Genomic DNA, 22,418 nt, shown 5'->3' on the forward strand with positions numbered 1-22,418 from the left:
GCTCAGCGCTCGCGGCGCTGGGGTCGCGCGTCACGCACGCGCGCCGGCACCGGCCGCAGGTCCCACACGATGCCGAGCCACGACAGCACCTTGAGGCCGTAGTAAGTCAGGTCGTACTCCCACCAGTAGAAGCCATTGCGGGCCGACGACTGGTAGTAGTGGTGGTTGTTGTGCCAGCCCTCGCCGAGCGTGATCAGGGCCAGGATCGGGTTGTTGCGGCTGGTGTCGCCGGTCTCGTAACGCTGGGTCCCGAACACGTGGCTCAGGGAGTTGATCGTGAACGTGCCGTGCAGCAGGAAAACGGTCGAGACGAAGTAGCCCCAGACCAGCATCTGCCCGGCCGAGGTGCCCAGGGACGGCCACAGGGCGTCGAGGGCCATGCCCAGGAAGAACATCGCCGCCCCGGTCAGGATCGGCACCAGCGTGTCGAAGCGGTCCAGGAAGCGCAGCTCCGGGAAGCGCGCCAGGTCGCGCACGTTCTCGAGCTTGGTCGGGAAGTTGGCCTTGCAGGTGACCCAGCCCATGTGGCTCCACCAGAAGCCGTGCTGCTTGGGCGAGTGCACGTCCTCCATCTGGTCGGAGTGCTTGTGGTGGTCGCGGTGGTGGGCGGCCCACCACAGGGGCCCGCGCTGGGTAGCGGTGGACCCGATCAGCCCGAACATGAACTGTCCGAAGCGGGTCGTCTTGAAGGTCCGGTGCGAGAAGTAGCGGTGGTAGAAGCCGGTGATCGCGAACATGCGGACCGCGTACATCGCGACCGCGACGCCCACGGCGACCGGGCTCCAGCCGACCCACAGGACCGCCAGGCAGGACAGGTGCAGGATCGCGAAGGGCACCATCCGCACCCACTCGATCTTCTGCCGACCGCCGAAGCCCTGGACTTCTTGGGCGTCGCGCGCGGTGGTGTCGAACCACTGCATCACGGCCACGAAGGGGTTCGAACTGCGCGGGCGCACCTCGCGCTCACGCTCGTCGGAGATCTCCGCGGCCGGCGCGGGGGCGGCGTCGGCCTCGCTCAGCCGGCCCGCGACGGGCAGGGCGCCTGGACCCGAGTCGACGGTCGTCCCGGCAACGCCGGTTTCGGCGGAAGCTTGGTCCTCGGTCTCTCGCGAGTCGAGCAGTGCTTTGGCGTCGGTCATGGGTGTCGGGGAGAGCGCCGCGCAGGCACTCAGGGCTTGCGGAAGCGGTAGTGGGCGACCCACCACTCGCTGCCGTCGCGGTAGCCGAAGAGCTCGGCGCAGGAGAGGAAGAAGACACGCCAGCGGGAGAACCAAGTGCGCGCCTGCGCGGGGCCGTAGGTGGCCTCGAACAGGGGCATCAGCTCGTCCCGTGCGGCGTCCTGATTGCGGAGCCAATCCTCGCTGGTCTGGGCGTAGTGGCGTCCATCGACGCGCCAACGCTCCTCGAGGGTCAGGTCCTTTTGGAAGTTCAGCAGCAGGTCACTGGACGGCATCACCCCGCCGGTGAAGAAGTGCCGTCCCATCCAGTTGTCCGCGCCCTCGGTCTCGAAGGGATAGGCCAGGTCGCGGTGACAGAAGATGTGTACGAACAGGCGGCCGTCCGCGCGAAGCCAACCCGAGATACGCTCGAGCAGAACTTCGTAGTTCCGCATGTGCTCGAACATCTCGACCGAGACCACGCGGTCGAATTTGAGGTCGATGTCGAATTCGACCATGTTGGCCGTCACGACCTCGACATTGGCCAAGCCGCGCTCGGCGGCGCGGGCCAGGATGAACTCCCGCTGGGAGGCCGAGTTCGATACGGCGGTGATCTGCGAGGCCGGGTAGTGCTCCGCCATCCACAGGGTCAGGGAGCCCCAGCCGCAGCCGAGTTCGAGCACGTCCTGGCCGTCGAGCAGGTCGGCCCGCTGGCAGGTCAGGGCCAGCATCGCCTCCTCGGCCTGGGCCAAGCTCTCGCGGCCGGTCTCGTAGAAGCACGACGAGTACTTCAGCCGCGGGCCCAGGACGGCCTCGAAGAAGGCCGCGGGGAGCTCGTAGTGCTGCTCGTTGGCCGCATCGGTGTGGATCGCGACCGGGCTGGCCTTCAGCTGCTCCACGAAGCCCTGCACGGCCCTCGCCTGGGCGGCGGTGGACGGCTGTCGCTCGTCGCGCAACCGCTCCTGGAGCAGGCGGCGGATGCCGAAACGGACCAAGGGGTCAGGCACGACACCCTTATCGACGAGATCGAGGACGAGGCTCACTGTTGGACTCCAGTCGCGGTTCCAGCGGGACGACCGCCCACCACGGGGCGCGTCGGGACCAGTGGATGCCAATGCTCGTCCGCGCTCCCACAGACTCTTTGGGTGGCGACGCCGGCGGAATCCAGGTCCGCTGGGGTTTCGTCCAGATCGCGCCGCGGATGCATCGTTCCCGGGGTCCGCAGGGCCGTGCCAGTTCGGCGACGGAGCCCAACATCGAAGCTGCCTCCCGCGTCGATCGCGGTCGGGGGCGGCTCGGTGCCGAGGGAGATCGGCTGGGACTTGGAACGGATCATCGGTTGCCGCGCCCCCCGGGGGGGTCGTCGAGGCGGACCATGATAGGTGCCTGTATCGGACCGGCGGATGCCTGCCTGGGCTCAATTGCTCGCCCCACCCAGCCCTGGGCCCCGGGGCCCCCCAGGGGGCCTGGAGCGTCATCGGGGGCTCAGGATCCCGCCGCCGCACCCGGCCCAGTCGAGCGGGGCCCAGTCGAGCGGGGCCCAGTCGAGCCGAGCGACCGCGCCCCGCATCGGGCACCTCAGACGTAGACCTGCACGTCGTCCCCCACGGCCTCGGTCCGGTAGACCCGGGCCTTGCCGCAGGGCGCGTTGGTGCAGGCGCCGGACTTCGGGTCGAAGTGGTAGTTGTGCAGGGGGCAGGTCACCAGGCGCCCGTCGACCAGGGGCCCGTCGATCAGGAAGCCCCCCGCGTGGGGGCAGCGGGCGTCGATGGCCAGGATCTCGCCGCCGACCTTGGCCAGGATCACGTCCACCCCGCGGCCGGCCAGGGGATCCCCGAAGGACAGCTTCTTCGACTCACCCTCGGGGAGCTTGGCAGCTCCCTGGACGAGGGTCGGCTGCTTGCGGAACAGGTTGAGCAGGCGCTGGAGCATGGCGGGCGGATCTTAGACGAGATGGCGCCGGGCCCGTAGGCTCCGCGCCGTGAAGCCGGTTCTGATGATCGACGTGGTGGGGCTGTCCGAACGCCTTATCGACGAGTCCACGCCCAACCTCCAGCGCTTGCGGGCCCGCGGCGCCGGCGCGCCGATGGACACGGTCCTGCCGGCCGTGACCCTCTCGGCCCAGGCCACGATGCTGACCGGGCTCCTGCCTCGCGACCACGGCGTCGTCGGCAACGGCTGGTACTGGCGCGACCTGGGCGAGGTGCTCCTGTGGCGCCAGCCCAACCACCTGGTCGGCGGCGAGAAGCTCTACGACCGCGCGCGGCGGCGCGACCCCGGCTTCACCTGCGCCAAGCTCTTCTGGTGGTGGAACATGGGCGCCGCGGTCGAGTGGTCGCTCACGCCCAGACCCTTCTATCCGGCCGATGGGCGCAAGATTCCGGCCACCTACGGCTGGCCGCGGGACTTCAAGACCGAGCTCGAGGGCGAGCTGGGGGCCTTCCCCTTCTTCGACTTCTGGGGCCCGAAGTCGGGCCTGCCCTCGAGTCGTTGGCTGACGGACGCGGCGATCCACACCCTGCGCACGCGGCGGCCGAGCCTGACGATGGTCTACCTCCCGCACCTCGACTACAGCCACCAGCGCCTGGGCCCCGATGCACCCGAGAGCCGCCGGGCCGTGGTAGAGGTCGATGCGCTGATCGGCGAACTGGTGGCGGCGGCGGACGCCGTCGGCGCGGAGACCGTGGTGGTCAGCGAGTACGCCCTGGAGGCCGTGAACCGGCCGGTACACGTCAATCGCGCCCTGCGCGACGCGGGCCTGCTCGAGGTGCGCGAGACGCCCGCCGGCGAGGTGCTCGACGTCTTCGGCAGCCGCGCCTTCGCCGTGGCCGACCACCAGATGGCCCACGTGTACTGCGCGGACGAGCGCGCCCAGGTCGCCGCGCGCGAGGTGCTCGAAGCCCTGCCCGGCGTCGCACGGGTCCTGGGCGACGACAAGCGCGAGTTCGCCCTCGACCACGAGCGCTCCGGCGAGTTGGTCGCCCTGGCCGAGCCCGACGCCTGGTTCACCTACTACTACTGGAACGACGACAGCGCCGCCCCCGACTTCGCGCGCACGGTCGACATCCACCGCAAGCCCGGCTACGACCCGGTCGAGCTGTTCGTGGATCCGGCACTGAAGGTGCCCGCCCTGCGCGTGGCGCGGCGCCTGGCCCAGAAGGTGCTCGGCTTCCGCTACCTGATGGACGTGATCCCGCTCGACGCGTCGCTGGTGAAGGGCAGCCACGGCCTGCTGCCGAGCGAGCCTTCGCGCGGGCCGGTGTTCCTGTGCTCGCGGGGCTTCGACGAGTGCGGGGGTGACCCGAGCGACGGCACGGTGGCGATGACGTCGGTGTCCGATCGAGTGTTGGCCCTGCTCGAGCGCTGAGCTCGGTGGCGCGAGGTAGGCGTTCGTACGGTGCCAGGCACAAGACCGCCTACCTCGCGTGCTTCAGCGCGGCGAGCTCGGCCCCGCTTGCCAACCACCAAAGCACTCCGCACCGTCCTCCGTCACCGCGACGATGTTCTCGAGGCGCACGCCGAACTTGCCGCGCTGGTAGATCCCGGGCTCGTTCGAGAAGGTCATGCCCGGCACCATGATCGTCGGGTCGCCCCCGTCGAAGTAGGGCGCCTCGTGCCCATCCATGCCGATGCCGTGACCCAAGCGGTGGGTGAAGTGCAGGTAACCGTCACCGAAGCCCGCGTCGGTCACCACCTTGCGTGCCGCTGCGTCCACCTGGAAGCAGGGGTTACCGGGTTTGATCTGCTCGAAGGCCGCCATCTGGGCCGCGCGCACCACGTCCCACACCTTCGCAACCTCGTCCGGGACCTCGCCGCCCACAACCCAGGTGCGCGTGTTGTCCGACTGGTAGCCGAAGAGCGAGCCGCCGGTGTCGATCAGGATCACGTCGCCCTTGGCCAGGGGCGTGTCGTCGGTGCCGCCGTGGGGCTCGGCGCTGTTCGGACCGACGAGGGTCAGGTTCCAGATCGACTCGAGGCCGAGCTTGGTCTGGGCGGTGGTGATCATGGCCGCCACCTGCCGCGCGGTGACGCCGGGCTCGACCCGCGGCTCCACGGCGTTGAAGGCGCGCACGGTCAGCTCGTTGGCGCGCCGCAACAGCGCAAGCTCGTGGGTGTCCTTGGTCCCGCGCAGGGCCTGGCGCAGGGCGCCGCCCCACAGGACCTTGTCGCGCCCCATGGCCACGCCCATCCCGTGCACGAACACGTGGCGCAGCTCGGGCTCGACCGCCAGGGTCTCGACGCCGCGCTCGGCCAGTGCCGCCGCCAGGGGCGCGTAGGCGTACTCGTGCTCGTCCCAGCCGAGGATCTCGCCGCCGGGGCCCTCGGCCACGAGGCGCTTCATGCGCTCGACCTCGAAGGACGGCGCGATCCAGAGCAGCTCCCCCGAGGCCAGCACGACCAACCCGAACAGGCGCTCGGAGCGCCCGCCGCCGACGCCGGTCAGGTAGCGCAGGGTCGTGCCCGGCTCGCACAGGAAGGCGCCCGCGGCGGTGCCCTCGGTCAGCGAGGCGTCCTCCATCAGCCCGGCGAGGCGCTTCACCCGCGCGCGGCGCTCGGCCAGGGAGATGGGCTCGAGGTCGGCGGCGCCGTACTCGAGCTCGTCGAAGTCGTCGTCGATCAGGGGCGTGTGGCGGGCTTCCATGGGGCGTTGGCGCAGGGGGTTCGGTGGTGACGGGGCGGTCGCGCTGACCGCCACACGTTACCGCGCGCGAGCCCTCCTCACCGCGCTCCGCGATCAGCGTCGCGCCCAGGCCGCAGCCGAAGGCGCTCCGCACAGGATGCGGGCCCCCGCCGCACCACGTCGGTCGCAGTCTCCGGGCCGGCGGTCCGTTGCGTCGGCAGCTCGACCGAGTCCTCAGCGACGGTCGAGCCGGGGGCATCTCGCGACAAGGTCTCCGGGACGGGGCGATCGGTTGACTCGAGGACTCGCGCAAGCAGCCCGCGAGCCTCGCTGGAAGCTCAGTCCCGTCCGTCGGGCAGACCGTCGCAGGTCAGCTCGAGGCGCACCAGCAGGGGGACCCGCTCATCGAGCGGGAGCGAGCGGTCGACGAGCCGCAGCTCGAAGAGGCCCTCGAAGGCCCGCCCTGTCACGTCCGGAGTCCATTGCGCCTCGATCCCGGCACTGGCGACCGTCGGCAAGGCGTGGGTCTCGGGGAGAGCCAGGGGTTCGATGCCCGCCTCGTCGAGCAGGGTCAGCGTCGTCGCTGCCTCGAACTCGCCGCCCAGCCGACAGCGCAGCCACGGACGCAGTGCCAGGCGACCATCGAGCTCGCAGAGGATCAACGCCGACTCGACCTCACGCAGGGGCAGGGTGCCGCCCCCGAAGCCGCGCTCGATCGCGGCGCAACCGTCGAGGCGACCGGTGGTCACGGTGCGAACGAGGTCGTCACCGCCGTCGGTCGTGCCGACGAAGCGCGTGCCTTCGAAGGGCAGCGGCATCCAATCGCCGTCACCGACGCGCCAGGTCCACTTCGCGTCGAGTCGCGCGGGCAACCCCTGTGGCAGTGCGATGCGAGCTGCGGGTGAGAAGACGACAGGCCCGTGCTTCTCGCGCAGATCGACCATCGTCTCGGGACCGAGCGGTCCCGTGCTCGCGCGGTACCAGGGCTCCACCGCCGCGGCGCGTTGGGCGACGACAACGCCAGCGACGACGAGCACGCCCAGGGCAACCACGACGATCAGCCCCACGCGTAGAACGCCTGCCCGTGACCCGCAAGAAATGTCGACGAGAGCCATGGAACGACCCTACGCCGATCCCGCTCAACTGCCGCCGACGCTCTCGACCTGAACACGGAACTCGAACACGGACTCGAGCTCCGGCCGCCGGCGGTCCTTCAGCTTCAGTAAGACTTCGGCCTCGACCACCCCCTGGTCCACCGAGCCTGCCGCCTTCGAGCTGAAGTCGGCCTCGGACAGCGGCGGCAAGCCCAGCTCGCGCGGCAGGACCCACGGCTCGCCCAGGAAATCTACGTGCCACTGGGACCCTGGCTCCACGCCGTTGACCACTTCGTGCCACGGCGTGACGGCGAGGGCACCGTCGACCTCGCACATCAAGAGGCTCGAGTTCACCGCACCGCCCTCCACCGGCGCCGCCATGTAGCTCGCCTCCACGACGATCCGGCCGTCGCGAACACCCGTGAACTCCGAACGGTCCACGTAAGGCGCGGATGGGTCCGCATCGAAGTAGCACAGCCCTTCGAATTCGATCGGCCTCCACTCCCCGCCGGGCTCACGCCAGGACCACGTGGAGACGAGGTCGTCGCCCAGGGGGCCACCGCGCGAAACGCTGATCGACGTGGACGCCTTCACTGGCCCAAGCACCGCCTCGGCCTCCGTCAACCCCGCAGGCGGCACCGGGCCCAGGTCGATCGAGACGGTCGTGGCCTGCCTCGCAAGGACGATCGCCCCCAGCACCACCAGCACGCCGAGACCGACGACGAAGAGGAGCAGCAACGCACGCTTCACGAGCGCACCTCACGGGTTTCGATCGGCGCCGTTGGATGGCCTCGAAGCGACGCGTTGATCGTCATGGTCTGGAATCTAGCGTCCTGGATCAGCGGCTCGACGGAAACGGACACGCGCACCTCGAGGACTCGGGTCGCACCGTCGTCGGCACTGGCACTCCAAGCGACCCTGAGGCCCCCGTCCAGGTCCGAAGTCGATCGGGGGTCGAACCAGGAGGCGTGCGGGCGCTGCAGTCCGAAATCGCTTTCGAGGCCCTCGAGCACGATCAGCTCAGGCGCGATCGTCGCACTGCCGCCTCCTCCGGTCGTGGGTCGCAGCGCGATCGAGCTGACCGCCCCCACCGCTATCGCGCCGTCGATTCGCTTCCACCCGACACCGAAGGTCGCCGTGCGCGCGACTCTCACGTTCGGCCTCGATTCCATCCGGCCGTAGCCAGAATCGACGACGATCTGACCGTCGCCTACACGCCCCTCGTAGACGCCGTTGGAACCACGGGCACCATCGACTTCGACCGACCGAAAGTCGAGCCCTGCGAACGGAAGGACCTGCCATCGTCCACCGTCGACGCGCCAGGACCACTCCGCGACCAGGTCGGCGGGAGGCTCCTCGGGGTACTCGATGAAGTCGCAGTCGCTGAGTTCCAGGCCCTCGTGGCTGCGACCGATCGAAGCCACTAGCTCAGCGGGAGCTGGCCCACCCTCGAAGCGCGCAGGTTGCCGCCCCAGGATCGGACCGACCGTCGCCAAGACGCCGGCGGCGACGACGATCAGGACCAACAGGAGTCGAGCGCGACGGAACTGCTGCGAGGCCATGGGCCAGATGCTACCCCGCATCTGTCGGGAGCGTGGCTGCCACGGGAACGGGCCCGCCGGTGGCGCGGTGCGGCTCGGGGCAGCGGATCGCTCGCTCCTTGGAGGCCGACCTCCCCCGCCGCACGGCCGCACGGCGGTGGTCAGCGACCCGTCGCGGCGCCGGATCGGCTCCCCGGCGGCGGGGGGACGTCGACCAAGGGGTTCCACGGACCCGCGCTGACCTCGACGAGCACCTCCAGTGCAGGGGTCGGCGGGTCAGCCTCGGTCGAGACCCACTGCGCGATACACCAGCCCTCGAGGGTGCTTCCAATGCGAGCACTGTGCGCGCTTGCGTCCAGCCAATGGCCCTTCGGACGCGCGCCGAGTGCCTCGATCTCGATCGTCGCCAAGGCGCTTCGGATCGGGCCCAGCACCGAGCCGCCCTCGTGGAGCTTGGCCCGGAAGGCCATCGGCATGAGCGTGCGCTCGCCGGCGAGCTCACTGAGCGCTATCGCGAACCAAACGATCTGCGAGTCGGGCTCGACTCCGCTCAGGGCTTGGATCGTCGCCGCGCGGACGCCGTCGACCGGAGCTAACTCGCCGCGGTGTGCGTCGGCGAATTCGATCGGCTGCCACGCGCCGCCCCCCGTGCGCCAGGACCAGCGCACCCCCAGGGGAGTCGAGTGGTCCGCGTCCGCCGCGACGCGCAGCGGCATCAGGTAGCCGTGACTGCCCAGCAGACGCTGCGGCCAGGAGCTCCCCTCCGACCGGTCTCCGAGCTCAATCTGAACCTCCCAGCCGCCGAAGCTCGCCAACAGGGCGACCAGGCCCACCGGAACGCCGACGCCGGCGAGGGCACCGGTGAGGACCAGGCAGAACCGGGCCCAGCCGAGGCGATGCGCCCGACCGGAGCTCACGACTGGCGCAGCTCCCGCGGCACGGCCGGCAGGTACTGCTTGGGCCAGGCGTGCCCCGTGTGCTCGTACTCGAGCGCGGCGCGGTGCGTCAGGTAGGCGTCGTTCAGGTGCGGGCGCGCCATGGCGATCAGGTCCGCTCTGCCGGCGGCGAGGATCGTGTTGGCTTGGTCGGCGCCTTGGATCGCGCCCACGGCCATGACCTTCAGGCCGGTCTCGTGGCGGATGCGTTCGGCGAAGGGCACCTGGTACATGCGGCCGTAGACCGGCACCGACTCGGGGGTGTTGCCGGCGGTGGAGACGTCGACCACGTCGCAGCCGTGCTCGCCCAGCCAACGGGCCAGGCGCACGCTCTCCTCGGCGGTGATGCCCGCGCCTTCGGTCTCTTCGAGCCAATCGGTGGCCGAGATCCGCACCGAGATCGGCTTGGCCGCCGGCCACACGGCGCGCACGGCATCCAGCACCTCGAGCGGGAAGCGGGCACGGTTCTCGAGGCTGCCGCCGTACTCGTCCGTGCGGTGGTTGGAGGCCGGCGACAGGAAGCTCGACAAGAGGTAGCCGTGGGCAATGTGCAGCTCGATCAGGTCGAAGCCGGCCCGCTCGGCGCGCTCGGCGCCTTGCACGAAGGCGTCGCGCACCGCGTCCATGTCGGCGCGGGTCATCTCGCGCGGCGTGTGCCAGCCGGTGCCGAAGGGCAGGGCCGAGGGGGCGATCGTCTCCCAGGCCGTGGCGTCCGTGAGCGGCGCGTCGCCCTCCCAGGGCAGCGAACACGAAGCTTTGCGGCCGGCGTGGGCGAGCTGCATGCCGATCGCCGAGGCGGAGTTGCCGTGCACGAAGTCGACCACGCGCTTCCAGGCCGCCTCCTGCTCGTCGGTGTAGATCCCGGCGCAGCCCGAGGTGATGCGTCCCTGGGCCGTGACGTCGGTCATCTCGGTGATCACCAGGCCCGCGCCGCCCACCGCGCGGCTGCCCAGGTGCACCAGGTGCCATTCGCCGGGGACCCCGTCCACGGCCGAGTACTGGCACATGGGCGAGACGACGATGCGGTTGGCGAGCTCCAGCTCGCGCAGCTTCAGGGGCGTGAAGATCGGCACCGGCGCGCGCCCGTCGGCCTCCCGCGGCGCGCCCTGTGTGCGGGCGAACCACTCCGTCACGCGCTCGACCAGGGCCGGGTCGCGCAGGGCCAGGTTGTCGTAGGTGATGCGCTTGGAGCGCGTCATCAGGTTGAAGGTGAACTGCAGCGGATCCTGCCGCACGTAGCGCCCGGCGTTCTCGAACCACTCGAGCGACGTCTGGGCTGCCTTCTGCAGCTTGAGCGTGTCGACGTAGCGGTCCTGCTGGTAGGCCTCCAGCACCGCTTCGACGCCCTCGCTCACGTGGGCGTCGAGCGCGTCCGCCAGGGCGATGGCGTCCTCCATCGCGAGCTTGGTGCCCGAGCCGATGGAGAAGTGCGCCGAGTGCGCCGCATCACCCAGCAGCACCACCTTGCCGTCGTGCCAGTGGCGGTTGACCACGTTGGGAAAGCGCCGCCAGATCGATCGGTTCGCCAAGAGCCGCTCACCGCCGAGCTCCTGCGCGAACAACTTCTCGCAGTAGGCGACCGTCTCCTCCTCGCTCGCGCCCTCCATCCCGGCCCGGCGCCAGGTGTCCTCGTGGGTCTCGACGATCCACGTGCCGCGGGCCTCGCCGGCGGCGCCCGAGCCCTCCTGGAAGGGGTAGGCGTGGACCATCCACAGGCCGTGTTCGTTCTCCTTGAACACGAATGTGAAGGCGTCGAGCAGCCTGGTCGTCCCGAGCCACGTGAAGCGGCAGTGGCGCCAATCGAGCGACGGCTCGAACACCTGGCGGTGGTCCTCGCGGATCTTGCTGTTGATGCCGTCGCAGGCGATCACCAGGTCCGCCTCGCGGGCGATCTGGCCTTCGTCGACCTCGCGCTCGAAGACCAACTCGACGCCCAGCTCCGCCGCGCGCTCGTGGAAGATCTGCAAGAGCCGCTTGCGCGCCATGCCGCAGAAACCGTGGCCCGTGGAGCGCACCAGTTCAGCTCCCAAGTACGTCTCGATGTCGGTCCAGTAGACGAAGCTCTCGCGGATCGCGCGGTAGCTCTCGGGATCCACCTGCTCGAAGTTGCCGAGGGTCTCGTCCGAGAACACGACCCCCCAGCCGAAGGTGTCGTCGGAGCGATTGCGCTCGTAGACGACGACCTCGAAGTCCGGGTGGCGGCGCTTGGCCAGGATCGAGAAGTAGAGGCCGGCGGGGCCGCCACCGATGCAGGCGATCTTCATGGGGAGGGGGGCTCGGGTGGCGCGGGGCGCGGGAGTCTAGCTGTTCAGGAGGAACGTCGCCGTGGCGTCGAAGAACGCGTGCAGCCGCGCTCGGGTGTGGGCGTCGGTGTCGAGCTCGCCCAGGGCCGCCCCCATGTGCTCCATCCAGCGGTCGCGCGCCGCCTGGTCGAGGCGGAAGCGTGCGTGCCGCATTCGCAGGCGCGGGTGGCCACGCGCTTCCACGTAGCGCGGCGGACCACCGCAGCGACCGACGATGAAGTCGAGCAGGCGCCCCTGCGAGCCGTCCCAATCGTCGTCCGGGTACATGGGCGCCAGCAGATCGTCGCCGCGGACGCGTCGATAGAAGCTGGACACCAGGGCCGAGAAGCCCTCCTCGCCGAGCTCGTCGTAGAGCTGCTCGAGGCCTGCGTAGGGATCCGTGGGCATGATTCGAGGGAGTTCGCGCGCGGGAGTCCGAAGGGCCGACTGCGGACCCCGAGGTCCGAGATTAGCCCAGGGCGGCTTCGCGCGGAATCCGATCCTCGCATCTAGTGCCGAGCGTTTAGATTCATCGCCCCGCGAGTCAACTCGCGCCTTCTGGTGAAGCAGTCGACCGTCAAACAGCTCCACGACGCCGCCGCAGCTCGGGGCGACCTCACCTACCTCGACCCGGAAACCGGCTTGGCCGTGCTGACGCGGGTCTTCCTGCGGCGCCGCGGCTACTGCTGCGGACGGGGCTGCCGCCACTGCCCCTACCACGACGAAGAAGCGTCCGACGAGGAGCGTCAGCGGCCGCCCGTACGTCCGCCGAAGCGCAACGCCGGCTGACAAGGTCCTTCTCGCGCCGCCCGCGTCGCGTTCCAATCGGTCCATGGGCGACTCCGACTACGACGCGCAGAAGGGCGCCGCCCGCGCCAACCGCGCCTTCTACGCGGCCTTCGAGGAGTTGGACATCGGCGCCATGACGGCTCTTTGGCACGACGACGACGGCGTCCAGTGCATCCACCCGGGGAGCGAAGTCCTGATCGGCCGCCGCCGCGTGATCGGCTCCTGGGCGGCGATCTTCGAGCACACCGACTCGATCCGCTTCGAGCTCTCCGACCTGCAGATCCAAGTCCGCGGCGACACCGCCTGGGCCACCATGGTCGAGCGCATCCGTGCCAGCTCGGGGGGCGAGGACATTCGCTCCGACATGGCCGCGACCAATGCCTTCGTGCGCACGGACGGTGGCTGGAAGCTGGTCCTGCACCACGCCTCGCCGGTACAGCGGCGATTCTTCCCCGAGGGCTTGTAGGCTCCCGCCCGCGGCTGGCCGCGCGGACGGGAGCACGACGCGCGTCCTACAGGTATCCGCCCAGGGTGATCTCGAGCCCATGGGTCAGACGCACCGTCTCGGTCGGCGAGAGCGGCGCCAGGAGAGCACCCTGGGCGTAGATCTGCAGGCCGGCCAGCCCGGCCACCGACGGGACGCTGATCGAGAAGTCGGCGGGAGCGCCGGTCCACGGCACGATCGACGCGAACAGCTCGCTCGAGGGCGCGAGATCGACGAGCAACTCGCCGGCGGTGCCAAAGTCGACGCCGCAGCTCGGCCAGCCGGCGACCGGGGCGGCCGAGACGACCAGCAGTGAAGCGAGTGTGGCCGGTTGGGCGCCGTCGGTGCGCAGGGTGAGGGTCTGGCCGGCGAAGGGCAGACCAGCGGCCAGGTCGAGGCTGCCCAGGTTGCCGAGGCACTCGGACATGGGCGCGGCGACGCCGGCGGCCCCGAACAGGTAGGCCGACCCGCAGGCGTCGCCGACGTCGTCGTCCCTGGCGGCGCCGGCCACGATCACGCCGCCGGCAACGCAGACCGCCCCGCCCAGCTCGTCCGACGAAGTCGAGTCGCTGGCCAGCAGCTTGGTGACGAAGGACCCACTCGCCGCCTGGTAGACGTACACCGCGCCCGACGAGAACCCACCCTGGTTGTCCTGCCCCGCGCCGACCACGACCAGTGGGCCTTCGATACCGACGGACGAGCCGAACTCGGCGAAGATGTGGCCGTCATTCGGGACCAGCTTCTCGATCTGCTGGCCGGTGACCGCATCGAACATGTAGGCGGCTCCGGAATCCTTGCCCTTGGGGCTCGCCGTCCGCGCGCCGACGACGACCGTACCGGCGTCGATCGCGACGCTCGAGCCGAAGAAGCTCCAGGCGGTCCCGTCGAGGGCGGACAACTGGCGGATCTGGACGCCGCTCGCCGCGTCGAAGACGAAGGCGGTGCCGGTCAACAGCCCCAGCCCGTCCCCTACCTGGGCGCCGACGACCACCAGGCCGGCGTCGATGTCGACAGCCCCGCCGAAGCCGCCGGCGGAGCCGGTGCCGGAGGGCGCCAGCTTCGCGAGCTCTTGCCCGGTCGCGACGTCGAACACGTAGGCGGCCCCCAGCGCGCCGACGACGGCCAGACCGCCGTCCATGGCGACCGCCGTGCCGAACTGGACCGCCGCGTCGGAGGGTTGCAGCTCGGCCGACTGGGTGCCGCTGCTCGCATCGAAGAGGTATGCCGCGCCCGAGTCGGTCCCGGTCACGTCCGCGAACGGCGCGCCGACCAGAGCCAGAGCACCGTCGACGCAGACCGCCGCGCCGAAGCGGTCACCGGCGGACACGCCGGTGGGGACGAGTTGCACCGACTCGCCGCCCGTCGTGGCGTCGAACAGGAACGCCGACCCGGCGTCCGGTCCCGCCGCGTCCGCGAGGGGCGCGCCGACTGCGACGCGCACGCCGTCGGTCCCCACGGACGAGCCGAACTCGTCGCCAGCGAGCACGGCGGCGGCCAGGAGCTTGTGGTCTTCGGAGCCCTGGACTGCGGGCGTCGCGGCGGCGCCGGCCTGCAAGGCGATGCAGGTGAACAGGAGAGTGGACGACGAGGGTCGAATGGGGTTCTTCATTGGGGTCGGGTGGGTCAGCGATCAGTTGCCGACCAGGTCGCGCAGGCGCGGTGGGTCCGGCTCGGTATTGACTCGGGTTCGAGGGGAGGCCGCGGTCGCCGCATCTGTCGCGGCCGGGACCTGCGGAGCGCCCGGGTTGGCGATCGACCACGGCGCTCGCCGGTGATCGCCGACCCGGTGGGCCCGGCAGGCCCGGTCGGCGGGGAGGTTCGAGGTCGAGCGGGCTCCGACGACCAGGGCCTCCCAGGTCACGCAGGCAGGCGGGACTCGCTCGACAATGATATTCGAGATCCGCAAGTCCTGTGCCGCACCACCGAGACCCTCCAGCGGGGTCGAGGAAGGCGTTCGACGTGGATGCCCGTCCACGGCCTCGACGCCCTGTCCACGATCTGGACGAGTAGGGCCGGCGCCCGGCGCCTCCCGCCTCCCGCCTCCCGCCTCCCGCCTCCCGCCCCGCGGCCCCGCGGCCCCCGGGTCCCGGGTCCCGGGTCCCGGGTCCCGGCGATCGAGCGGGCGATCCGACCCTCGCCGTCAGCCGCGCACGCCCGCGATCGCGCCCTCGCGCACGACGCCGTCGTGGAGTGCCGCGGCCGCCACGGCGTGGGCCACCCGCACGGCGACGGAGCGGTCGAAGGGCGGCGGCAGGATGCGATGGGGCGAGGGATCGACGACGCAGCCGGCGATGGCCTCCATGGCGGCGAACTTCATGCCGCTGGTGAAGCGCACGGCGCGGGCCTCGAGGGCGCCGCGGAACAGGCCGGGGAAGGCCAGGACGTTGTTGACCTGGTTCGGCAGGTCGCTGCGGCCGGTGCCGACGATGGCGGCGCCGTTGGCCTTGGCAGCCTCGGGGTCCACCTCGGGGATCGGGTTGGCCATCGCCAACACGATCGGGTCCGCGGCCATGGTGGCGATGTCCTTGCCCTCCAGCACGCCGCCGGCGCTGACGCCGATGAAGATGTCCGCGCCGCGCAGGGCGTCGCGCAACGTCCCGCGCTCGCCCTCGGGGTTGGTCAGGCGCGCCAGCTCCTCCTTGATCGGGTCCTGGCGCTCGCGCTCGGGCGAGAGGATCCCGCGGCTGTCGCAGATCCGCAGCTGCCCCACGGGGATGCAGCGGTCGTGGCCGTCGGTGCACGACAACAGGCGCGCGATGGCCCGCCCGGCCGCGCCGGCGCCGCTGATCACGACCTTCAACTGCGAGAGCGAGCGCCCCTGCACCCGCAGCGAGTTCATCACCGCCGCCAAGAGGACGATGGCCGTGCCGTGCTGGTCGTCGTGCAGCACCGGGATGCCGATGTCCTGGAGGGCGTCCTCGATCTCGAAGCAGCGCGGCGCGGAGATGTCCTCCAGGTTGATGCCCCCGAAGGTCGGTGCGATGGCGCGCACGGTCTCGATGATCTGGGCCGGCTCGCGCTGGTCGAGCACGATCGGGAAGGCATCGACGCCGGCGAATTCCTTGAACAGCACGGCCTTGCCCTCCATCACCGGCAGGGCGGCCTCGGGTCCCAGGTCGCCGAGGCCGAGGATCGCCGAGCCGTCCGAGACGACGGCGACGGTGCGGCCCTTGAGGGTCAGGTCCCAGGCGGCCGACACGTCCCGGCCGATCACCTCGCAGGGCCGCGCCACGCCCGGGGTGTAGGCCAGGGAGAGGTCCTCCATCGAGTCCACGCGCGTGCGCGACGAGACCTCGAGCTTGCCTTGCTTCTCGCGGTGCAGGGCCAGAGAGCGCTCGTAGATGTCCATGGATGGGATGGGGTTCGAGGGGGCTGACGACGCGCGATCGCGGAGCTGGTGCGCGACCCTACGGCACTGCCGCGCCCGCCGCGACGACCTGGGCTCGACGCGCGTCGATTTGCCGCATGGATTCCCGCGGCGACGTGTGCGAAACCATTCGCCATGGCAGCCACCTCGAGCATCACTCCTCTGACCGACGATCTCTGGACGGTCCAATCCGACTTCGGGCTGCTCGGGATGCCCCTCGGGCACCGCATGACGGTCGCCAAGCTGTCCGGCGGCGGGCTCTGGCTGCACTCGCCGGTGCCGTGGTCCGCGGACCTCGTCGCGCGGCTCGCCGAGTTGGGTCCGATCGAGCACTGGGTCGCGCCCAGCCGCACCCACGACCTGTACCTCGACCAGTGGTTCGAGCACCTGCCCGCCGCCTCGACTTGGGGTGCGCCCAAGCTGCGACGCCCGCACCCCGAGTGGAACTTCACGGGCTGGCTGGCCGAGGACCTGGACGCCCCCTGGCGCGGCGAGTTCGAGCTGTTGCCCCTGGAGGGCGCGCCGCGGGTCGGCGAGTGGATGTTCCTGCACCGCGCCAGCCGCACCGCGATCACCGCCGACGCCGTCTTCAACCTCGGCACGGCGACCGGTGGCTGGGGCGGCCTGATGCAGCGCATGCTCGGGATTCACGGCGAGGCCCGCGCGGGGCGGCTGATGCGCTCGGTGATCAAGGACCGCGAGGCTTGGAACGCGAGCCTGGGTCGCGTGCTCGAGTGGGACTTCGAGCGTCTGGTCGTCGGCCACGGCGAGCCGATCACCGAGGACCCCAAGGGCAAGCTGCGCGCGGCCTGGGGGCTGTAGGCACCGCGGCTGCGCGTCGCGCGGCCCCGAGTTCACCGCTCGCCGGTCGGCGCCTCGGCCGGCTCCGGTGCGAGCAGCACGCTCTCCGAGCGCGAGCCGGCGTAGGCTTCGACGACGATCTGAGCCGGCTGGTGTCCGCGCGCCGTGAGCGTCAGGGTCGTGCGCGCCGCCGGCAGGTTGCCGAGCATCGCCGCGGGCACTGCTTGCGCCAGGCCACCGCCGGCGAACCAGCGGCGCCGGTCGACCTCCGCCTCCCACGCGACGCGAATCGATGGGTGGACCTCGGCGGCGTTGAGCAGCTCGAGCTCGAAGCGGACGTAGCCCGGCAGGGCCAGCTCGTGGACCTCGTCGAGGCGGTGGTCGAGGCGCGTCATGAAGCGCATCGGGTAGACCTCGAGCTCGACGTCGCCGCGCGGGACGTCCTCGAAGACCCACTCGACCCGGCGACTGCCGGCGCGGGGCAGGAACAGGGGCGGACCCATGACCGAGCGCGAATCGAGGAGCTCGGAGTAGATCCGCAGCCGCACCCGATCGAGGGGCCAGGATCCGGGCACGTCGAGCGCCACGTGCAGGTCGCCGAAGATGTCGTCGGGATGCGCGTCCAACGAGAGCCGCAGGGGCAGCCAGCCGCCCGCGGCCAGCTCGCCCCGGGTGCGGATCAGCTCGAGGTCGTCCACCAGCAGGGCGGCTTCGATCGTCCCCGCCGGGAAGGACGGAAGATCGATCCTCCCCACCTGGGCGGGGCCCTCCCAGACGGTCTCGCCGCCGCTCGTCAGTCGCAGCACCGAGTTCGCGGGCAGGTCGATCCCCGCGCCCAGGGCGAGCTCGAGTTCGAGGTCGCCGCCCCGTTCGAGCCGGACCGACACCTGATTGCGCGCGAGAGACGAAACGACGGCGCTCCCGAAGGCGTAGCCCGGCGCGCGCGCGAAGAGCGTCTGCTGCGGCCCGGCACCGACTCGCTCGCCCGACAGCTCGATCTCCATCGGCGAAGTGCCGCCCTCGACCAGGCGCACCAGGTCACCGCGCGCCGGGCCCGGGTGGCCGAAGGGATCGGTCCCTGGCCGCGAGCTGACCTCCACGTCGCTCAGGTGCGCGCCGGTCCTGGCGTCCAGGGCCGAGAGCCGCGTCGTGGATTCGCGCACCACGATCACCTGCACCCGATCCCCCGGCGGCCAAGCTGCGCGCGGTGACGGCGAGAGGACTCGGCACGGCCCGCCGTCGATCCGCGGCCGGCGGAAGGTCAGGTTGCCGCGCGAGGGCAGGTCGATACGGAACTGCCCGGCGCGCACGTCGACCTCACGCACCCATTCGACCCCGTCGCTGACGAGCAGCAGCTCGATCGTCCCACTCGCTTCGTCGAACGCCATGGGCCGCTCGCCCAACACGGCGATCGAACCCGTCAGAGTCAGGCCCGCGACCGCGCGCGCCGATTCAGCCGAGTCGAGCTCGTGGGCCGCGACCATGACCGGCGCGACGGACGGCGTCGCGTGCGCCGCGGGGGCACGGGGGCTCGCCGCGTCGATGGGCTCCGCGACGTCGCGCAGCAGGAACCACGGCACCGCGGCGAGCAGGGCCAGGACACCGCACAGGGCGAGGCTGCGCCATGCGGACCCACCGCGCACCAGGTCCGGACTCACGGCCGCCCTCCGGCGACGTCGCGCCCCGTGCTCCGAAGGCCGTGGCCCCAGGATTCCGGGCCGCACCGCATCGAACGCCCCCGCGCGTCGATCGCGATGGATCGCAGCGTGGCAGCAGTGTCGGGCATCGCGCGCGGAGCCAAGGCGATCGCTCCCTCAGGGTCGGCGCTCGAGCGGCACTTCGATGCGGTTGATCCCCGCCGCCAGCTCGACGATCTGGTCGTTCACCGGTAGGTAGGCCGGCGCCGGAACGATGCCGATTCGATAGCGCCCGGGCTCCGACAGGCCGATGTGGTACACGCCCGATCTGGACCGGCAGAAGTCGGAGCGCCCCTCGCCGTCGACGGCGGCCGCCGACACGTCGGTGCCGGGCATGGACCTCGCGATTCGGCGGCCGTCGACCGCGAACACGATCTGGAGCTCGGTGGGCGGCAGGAATCGCGCCACCAGCCGCTCGGCGCCCGGTGGACAGTCGACGGTGGCGGTCCGACGGGAGATCTGAGGCGAGCCGATCGTGATGTTCAGTGCGCCGGGAGCGACCTGGACCTGGTAGAGCCCGGGTCCGACCCGCGCGAAGGATCGCGATCGGTGCGGCACCAGCGCGGAGCCCCGCGACGAGCTGACCGCGATCGTCGGGGCGTCCAGTTGCCGACCCGTCTGCTCGTCGACGCACTCGATCAGGACCGACTCCGGCGGCGGAAGCTCGAGGGCGACGGTCGTCGGGCCGCTGACCTGGAAGCTCTCGATCCGGGCCAGCTCGTGCAGTTGGAGCGCGTAGGCGCCGGCGCGCAGGGATCCGAGGGAGCCGGTGAAGTGGTTGTCCTCACTCAGATCGGACGTCTCCAGGCGTACCTGGTCGACGCGGATGAAGCGCTCGCCCCCCAGGTTCCGGTAGACCGAAGCGCTGACCCTGCGCCGCTCGGGCCAGCCCCGGGCCGTCAGCTCCACGGCGACCGGATGCTCGGCCAGCAGGGAGTCGAACTCGCCCAGGTCCAAGTCGAACCGGGTCACCTGGCCCGCTCGCACGCTCAACTCGCGAGCGAGCATCGCGTCCTTCGTCCGCGGGGACTGCCCGGCCGAGATCCGCAGGCTGTAATCCCCCACCGCAAGACCGTCCAGGCGCAGCTCGCCGCCGCTCGAGAGGGCCTCCGAAGCAATCGAGGAACCGCCGGCCGCGTCCGCCAGGCTCAGGCTCACGCGCTGGGTCGACTCCCCGACGACGCGTACCCGCAGGTCCCCGCCGGGCTCGAGCTCGACCCGCTGCTGACCAGAGGACCCGAGCCACACGCATCGCCAAGCGTGGTCCCTGGCCCTGACCCAGGCCGCGAAGGTCGTCTGGCCCGGAAACAGCCGCGGCAGCCGACCGAGGGTCAACGGAGAGCGCGCGCCCCGCGCCAGCCAGCGCCCGGGCGAAAACCGTTCCGGTCGAGGGACGCCCGACGGCAGGGCGTTCCCGCGCTCCAGGACGATGATCTCCACGCCATCCAAGTGCTCGCCGGTCGCGCGCGAGCACACCTCGATCGACTCGGCCCCGCGGTGGTCGACGCGCACCGTCGCGAAGGGACCCGCGACCTCCTCGGCGCGCCCCTCGCCCACGACGGGCACGCGCACCCCGTCCATCCAGGCGCCGTCGACCCGCAGGCTTTGCAGCGCGCCGACGACGCCCGGGATCGTGAAGAGGCCACCGCGAAAGGCCAGCGAGTCGTGCTGGACGCGTGTCTCGGAGACCGCCACGAGGCTCAGGGTCCCGTCGCCGTCGCGCACCACGCCCCCCTCCTCCATCACCAGCACCAGGCCGGCGAAGCCCGCGTCGCCGGCCGGCCGCCGAGCACCGGGCTCGCTCGCCTGAGGCTCTCTTGGCGCCAAGGCCTGGGTCGTCGGCGCGACCGGGCTCGTCAGCTCCGCCTGCCCGGCGACCGGTGTCGGGACTGCCGCCGCGCGGGCGACCGCCGGCGCTTGCCCTGCGGCATCGCCTCGCGGCACCCCGAGCAGGTAGATCCACGTCGCGGCCGCCAGTACCAGGGTCGAGAGCGCGACAGCCGTCGTGCGCAGCTTCATCGCGGCAGCATAGCCCCGATCACGATCGCGGCTCGGGCGGTTACGCGCCCGTGACCGGCGCGTCGCTCACTGCGGCACCCGGCCCTCGACGAAGGGAGTCAGGGGCAGGCCCGTGCCGCCGACGACGTTGCAATCGGGCAGCGGCGCGAAGGCGTAGCGCGCGGCGACGGGCGTCGGGACCGCTTCCGAGATGACGACGATTCGGTCACCGTCGAGCGTGGCCGCCGCCGGCTGCCAGGTCCCGTCATCGCCGACCAACTCGAAGCCGCGCGGCGCCGCGCCGTCGGTGGTCGCCAACCCGCCCCCGTCGTCCGCGACTCGCAGATGGACGCGCGCGCCCTCGACCTCGAACTCCACCGGGTTCGGGCTGCGGGCACCGACGACTTCGAGCCCAAGGACCTGATCCGCCGCGAGCAAGGCGAGCCGCCGGCCGACTTCGCGCTTGTTGCGCGGGTGCACGTCGCCCGCATCGCCGATGTCGATCGTGACGGCCATCCCCGTGCCGGGGATCTCCAGGCACCTGCGTTGGGCCTCGCGGAAGGCCGCCCAGTCGCGCTCGATCCCGGGCAACTGCACGAACAGGAAGGGCAGGTCGGGCATGGCGAAGGTCCGTCGCCAGTTGGCGATCAGGGTCTGCATCGCCACCCGATAGCGCTCGGGATCGATCACCGCACCGGCCTCGTCGGTGGCGTTCGACTCGCCCTGATACCAGATCACGCCGCGCAGCCCGAGGCCGGCCAGGGGCCGAATCCCCGAGTCGAACAGGAAGCCCGGCAGGAACGGGTGCCCGGGCAGGGCCCCCGTCGGATCGTCAAGCCAACGCCCGAGGTTCTGGCGCGCGCGGGAGCGGGCCCAGGTCGACTCGCCCTGCTCGAGCCAGGCCCGCGGATCCGACACGAACGCCGGCAGGCGGGTCTCTGCGCCCATGGCTTCGAGGGAGGTCCAGGCCTCGATCGGGCTGCCGCCGATGGCGTTGCAGATCAGCCCGATGGTTACGCCGGTGCGCTCGTGCAGGTCGCGTCCAAACCAGTAGCCGACGCCCGAGAAGCTCGCCGCCGTCCGCGGCGTGCAAGGGGTCCATTGGGCCGCTTGGTAGCCGCTCTCGATGCTCGCGTCCGCCAGTTGCCGCTCGCTCCAGGTGCCCGCCAGGGAGAGGCCACCCTGCATGTCGAACAGCCGCACCTGCGGCAAGTCGGCCCCGGCCGCAGCCGCGTCGCCGCCCTCGGATTGGTCCAGTTGCCAGCGCATGTTGGACTGGCCCGAGCACAGCCAGACATCGCCGATCAGCACGTCCTCGAAGCTCAGCTCGCGCCCGGCCACGCCTACGACCAGCTCGTAGGGCCCACCCGCATCGAGGGCTTCGAGCTCGACCGACCAGGCGCCGAGGGGATCGGTGACGGCGACGGCGGCAGCGTCCCCCAGGCTCACGCCCACCACGACGCCCGCCTCGGCGCGGCCCCAGATCTCGATCGGCTGACCGCGCTGCAGCACCATGTGGTCGGTGAAGACCGGCGCGAGCTCGAGCGAATCGCGCGCGTCTGCACAGGCCTGCGACAGGAGCGAGAGGGCGAGGACGGCGCTGGCGAGGTGAGTTCTCATCGTGGAGTCCGGCGATCGGTGGCCTCGCATGG

18 protein-coding genes and 1 pseudogene are annotated in these 22,418 nt (G+C 71.3%); 4 read left to right on the forward strand and 15 right to left on the reverse strand.

Annotated elements, in window-relative coordinates; all coding sequences use genetic code 11:
* Window positions 1–2: 2 nt before the first annotated feature.
* From Pla133_RS22245 to Pla133_RS22255, 3 genes are all read right to left on the reverse strand, one after another.
* Window positions 3–920: an acyl-CoA desaturase gene (locus Pla133_RS22245; protein ID WP_145071040.1), complete on the reverse strand. Its 918-nt coding sequence runs from the start codon at window positions 918–920 to the stop codon at window positions 3–5.
* A gap of 248 nt (window positions 921–1,168) precedes the next feature.
* On the reverse strand, window positions 1,169–2,200 hold the full coding sequence (locus tag Pla133_RS22250) for an SAM-dependent methyltransferase (protein WP_419191849.1): 1,032 nt from the start codon (window positions 2,198–2,200) through the stop codon (window positions 1,169–1,171).
* 535 nt (window positions 2,201–2,735) lie between these two features.
* Window positions 2,736–3,089, reverse strand: a complete 354-nt coding sequence (locus Pla133_RS22255; protein ID WP_145069394.1) for a Rieske (2Fe-2S) protein — start codon at window positions 3,087–3,089, stop codon at window positions 2,736–2,738.
* Between the two features lie 64 nt (window positions 3,090–3,153).
* Here Pla133_RS22255 and Pla133_RS22260 point away from each other — a divergent pair, with 64 nt between their 5' ends.
* The gene (locus tag Pla133_RS22260; protein WP_145071042.1) at window positions 3,154–4,524 is read left to right on the forward strand and encodes an alkaline phosphatase family protein; all 1,371 of its coding nucleotides are present in this window, start codon (window positions 3,154–3,156) and stop codon (window positions 4,522–4,524) included.
* Between the two features lie 63 nt (window positions 4,525–4,587).
* On the opposite strand, the gene Pla133_RS22265 is transcribed toward Pla133_RS22260, so the two are convergent.
* From Pla133_RS22265 to Pla133_RS22295, 7 genes are all read right to left on the reverse strand, one after another.
* Window positions 4,588–5,799: a M24 family metallopeptidase gene (locus Pla133_RS22265; RefSeq protein WP_145069396.1), complete on the reverse strand. Its 1,212-nt coding sequence runs from the start codon at window positions 5,797–5,799 to the stop codon at window positions 4,588–4,590.
* Between the two features lie 317 nt (window positions 5,800–6,116).
* Window positions 6,117–6,893, reverse strand: coding sequence for a hypothetical protein (locus tag Pla133_RS22270; protein WP_145069399.1), 777 nt, complete (start codon window positions 6,891–6,893; stop codon window positions 6,117–6,119).
* 24 nt (window positions 6,894–6,917) lie between these two features.
* Window positions 6,918–7,622 (reverse strand): hypothetical protein, encoded by a 705-nt coding sequence (locus tag Pla133_RS22275; protein WP_145069401.1) that lies wholly within the window; start codon window positions 7,620–7,622, stop codon window positions 6,918–6,920.
* Window positions 7,619–8,434: a hypothetical protein gene (locus Pla133_RS22280; protein ID WP_145069403.1), complete on the reverse strand. Its 816-nt coding sequence runs from the start codon at window positions 8,432–8,434 to the stop codon at window positions 7,619–7,621. The genes Pla133_RS22275 and Pla133_RS22280 overlap by 4 nt, the downstream gene beginning before the upstream one ends.
* A 140-nt stretch (window positions 8,435–8,574) precedes the next feature.
* Window positions 8,575–9,330, reverse strand: a complete 756-nt coding sequence (locus tag Pla133_RS22285) for a hypothetical protein (RefSeq protein WP_145069405.1) — start codon at window positions 9,328–9,330, stop codon at window positions 8,575–8,577.
* Window positions 9,327–11,612, reverse strand: a complete 2,286-nt coding sequence (locus Pla133_RS22290) for a bifunctional salicylyl-CoA 5-hydroxylase/oxidoreductase (protein WP_145069408.1) — start codon at window positions 11,610–11,612, stop codon at window positions 9,327–9,329. The genes Pla133_RS22285 and Pla133_RS22290 overlap by 4 nt, the downstream gene beginning before the upstream one ends.
* 36 nt (window positions 11,613–11,648) lie before the next feature.
* The gene (locus tag Pla133_RS22295; protein ID WP_145069410.1) at window positions 11,649–12,038 is read right to left on the reverse strand and encodes a globin domain-containing protein; all 390 of its coding nucleotides are present in this window, start codon (window positions 12,036–12,038) and stop codon (window positions 11,649–11,651) included.
* 180 nt (window positions 12,039–12,218) lie between these two features.
* Between Pla133_RS22295 and Pla133_RS22300 the strand changes: the two are divergent.
* Window positions 12,219–12,419 (forward strand): annotated as a pseudogene (locus Pla133_RS22300) (DUF5522 domain-containing protein); the annotation flags it as partial.
* 43 nt (window positions 12,420–12,462) lie between these two features.
* Window positions 12,463–12,885: a nuclear transport factor 2 family protein gene (locus Pla133_RS22305; RefSeq protein WP_145069412.1), complete on the forward strand. Its 423-nt coding sequence runs from the start codon at window positions 12,463–12,465 to the stop codon at window positions 12,883–12,885.
* Between the two features lie 46 nt (window positions 12,886–12,931).
* Here the strand turns inward: Pla133_RS22305 and Pla133_RS22310 are convergent, their stop codons facing one another.
* Window positions 12,932–14,512, reverse strand: a complete 1,581-nt coding sequence (locus Pla133_RS22310) for a hypothetical protein (protein WP_145069414.1) — start codon at window positions 14,510–14,512, stop codon at window positions 12,932–12,934.
* Window positions 14,513–15,043: 531 nt separating this feature from the next.
* Window positions 15,044–16,252, reverse strand: a complete 1,209-nt coding sequence (locus Pla133_RS22315; RefSeq protein ID WP_145069416.1) for an NAD(P)-dependent malic enzyme — start codon at window positions 16,250–16,252, stop codon at window positions 15,044–15,046.
* A gap of 153 nt (window positions 16,253–16,405) precedes the next feature.
* On the opposite strand from Pla133_RS22315, the gene Pla133_RS22320 reads away from it, so the two are divergent.
* Entirely contained in the window at window positions 16,406–17,092 is a 687-nt protein-coding gene (locus tag Pla133_RS22320; protein WP_145069417.1) for a DUF4336 domain-containing protein, read from the forward strand.
* Window positions 17,093–17,124: 32 nt separating this feature from the next.
* Here the strand turns inward: Pla133_RS22320 and Pla133_RS22325 are convergent, their stop codons facing one another.
* From Pla133_RS22325 to Pla133_RS22335, 3 genes are all read right to left on the reverse strand, one after another.
* On the reverse strand, window positions 17,125–18,729 hold the full coding sequence (locus Pla133_RS22325) for an AsmA family protein (RefSeq protein WP_145069419.1): 1,605 nt from the start codon (window positions 18,727–18,729) through the stop codon (window positions 17,125–17,127).
* Between the two features lie 156 nt (window positions 18,730–18,885).
* Entirely contained in the window at window positions 18,886–20,787 is a 1,902-nt protein-coding gene (locus tag Pla133_RS22330; RefSeq protein WP_145069421.1) for a hypothetical protein, read from the reverse strand.
* A 66-nt stretch (window positions 20,788–20,853) separates the two neighbouring features.
* On the reverse strand, window positions 20,854–22,386 hold the full coding sequence (locus Pla133_RS22335) for a sialate O-acetylesterase (RefSeq protein ID WP_419191850.1): 1,533 nt from the start codon (window positions 22,384–22,386) through the stop codon (window positions 20,854–20,856).
* Window positions 22,387–22,418: the final 32 nt, after the last annotated feature.

It is taken from the genome of Engelhardtia mirabilis, from assembly GCF_007748095.1.
GTDB lineage: Bacteria > Planctomycetota > UBA1135 > UBA1135.

Excerpts from the sequence above, each read along its gene's own strand:
- Pla133_RS22245 (WP_145071040.1), bottom strand. The coding sequence starts at position 920 with ATGCAGTGGTTCGACACCACCGCGCGCGACGCCCAAGAAGTCCAGGGC.
- Pla133_RS22255 (WP_145069394.1), bottom strand. The coding sequence starts at position 3,089 with ATGCTCCAGCGCCTGCTCAACCTGTTCCGCAAGCAGCCGACCCTCGTC.
- Pla133_RS22260 (WP_145071042.1), top strand. The coding sequence starts at position 3,154 with ATGATCGACGTGGTGGGGCTGTCCGAACGCCTTATCGACGAGTCCACG.
- Pla133_RS22265 (WP_145069396.1), bottom strand. The coding sequence starts at position 5,799 with ATGGAAGCCCGCCACACGCCCCTGATCGACGACGACTTCGACGAGCTC.
- Pla133_RS22270 (WP_145069399.1), bottom strand. The coding sequence starts at position 6,893 with ATGGCTCTCGTCGACATTTCTTGCGGGTCACGGGCAGGCGTTCTACGC.
- Pla133_RS22280 (WP_145069403.1), bottom strand. The coding sequence starts at position 8,434 with ATGGCCTCGCAGCAGTTCCGTCGCGCTCGACTCCTGTTGGTCCTGATC.
- Pla133_RS22290 (WP_145069408.1), bottom strand. The coding sequence starts at position 11,612 with ATGAAGATCGCCTGCATCGGTGGCGGCCCCGCCGGCCTCTACTTCTCG.
- Pla133_RS22295 (WP_145069410.1), bottom strand. The coding sequence starts at position 12,038 with ATGCCCACGGATCCCTACGCAGGCCTCGAGCAGCTCTACGACGAGCTC.
- Pla133_RS22305 (WP_145069412.1), top strand. The coding sequence starts at position 12,463 with ATGGGCGACTCCGACTACGACGCGCAGAAGGGCGCCGCCCGCGCCAAC.
- Pla133_RS22310 (WP_145069414.1), bottom strand. The coding sequence starts at position 14,512 with ATGAAGAACCCCATTCGACCCTCGTCGTCCACTCTCCTGTTCACCTGC.
- Pla133_RS22315 (WP_145069416.1), bottom strand. The coding sequence starts at position 16,252 with ATGGACATCTACGAGCGCTCTCTGGCCCTGCACCGCGAGAAGCAAGGC.
- Pla133_RS22320 (WP_145069417.1), top strand. The coding sequence starts at position 16,406 with ATGGCAGCCACCTCGAGCATCACTCCTCTGACCGACGATCTCTGGACG.
- Pla133_RS22330 (WP_145069421.1), bottom strand. The coding sequence starts at position 20,787 with ATGAAGCTGCGCACGACGGCTGTCGCGCTCTCGACCCTGGTACTGGCG.
- Pla133_RS22335 (WP_419191850.1), bottom strand. The coding sequence starts at position 22,386 with ATGAGAACTCACCTCGCCAGCGCCGTCCTCGCCCTCTCGCTCCTGTCG.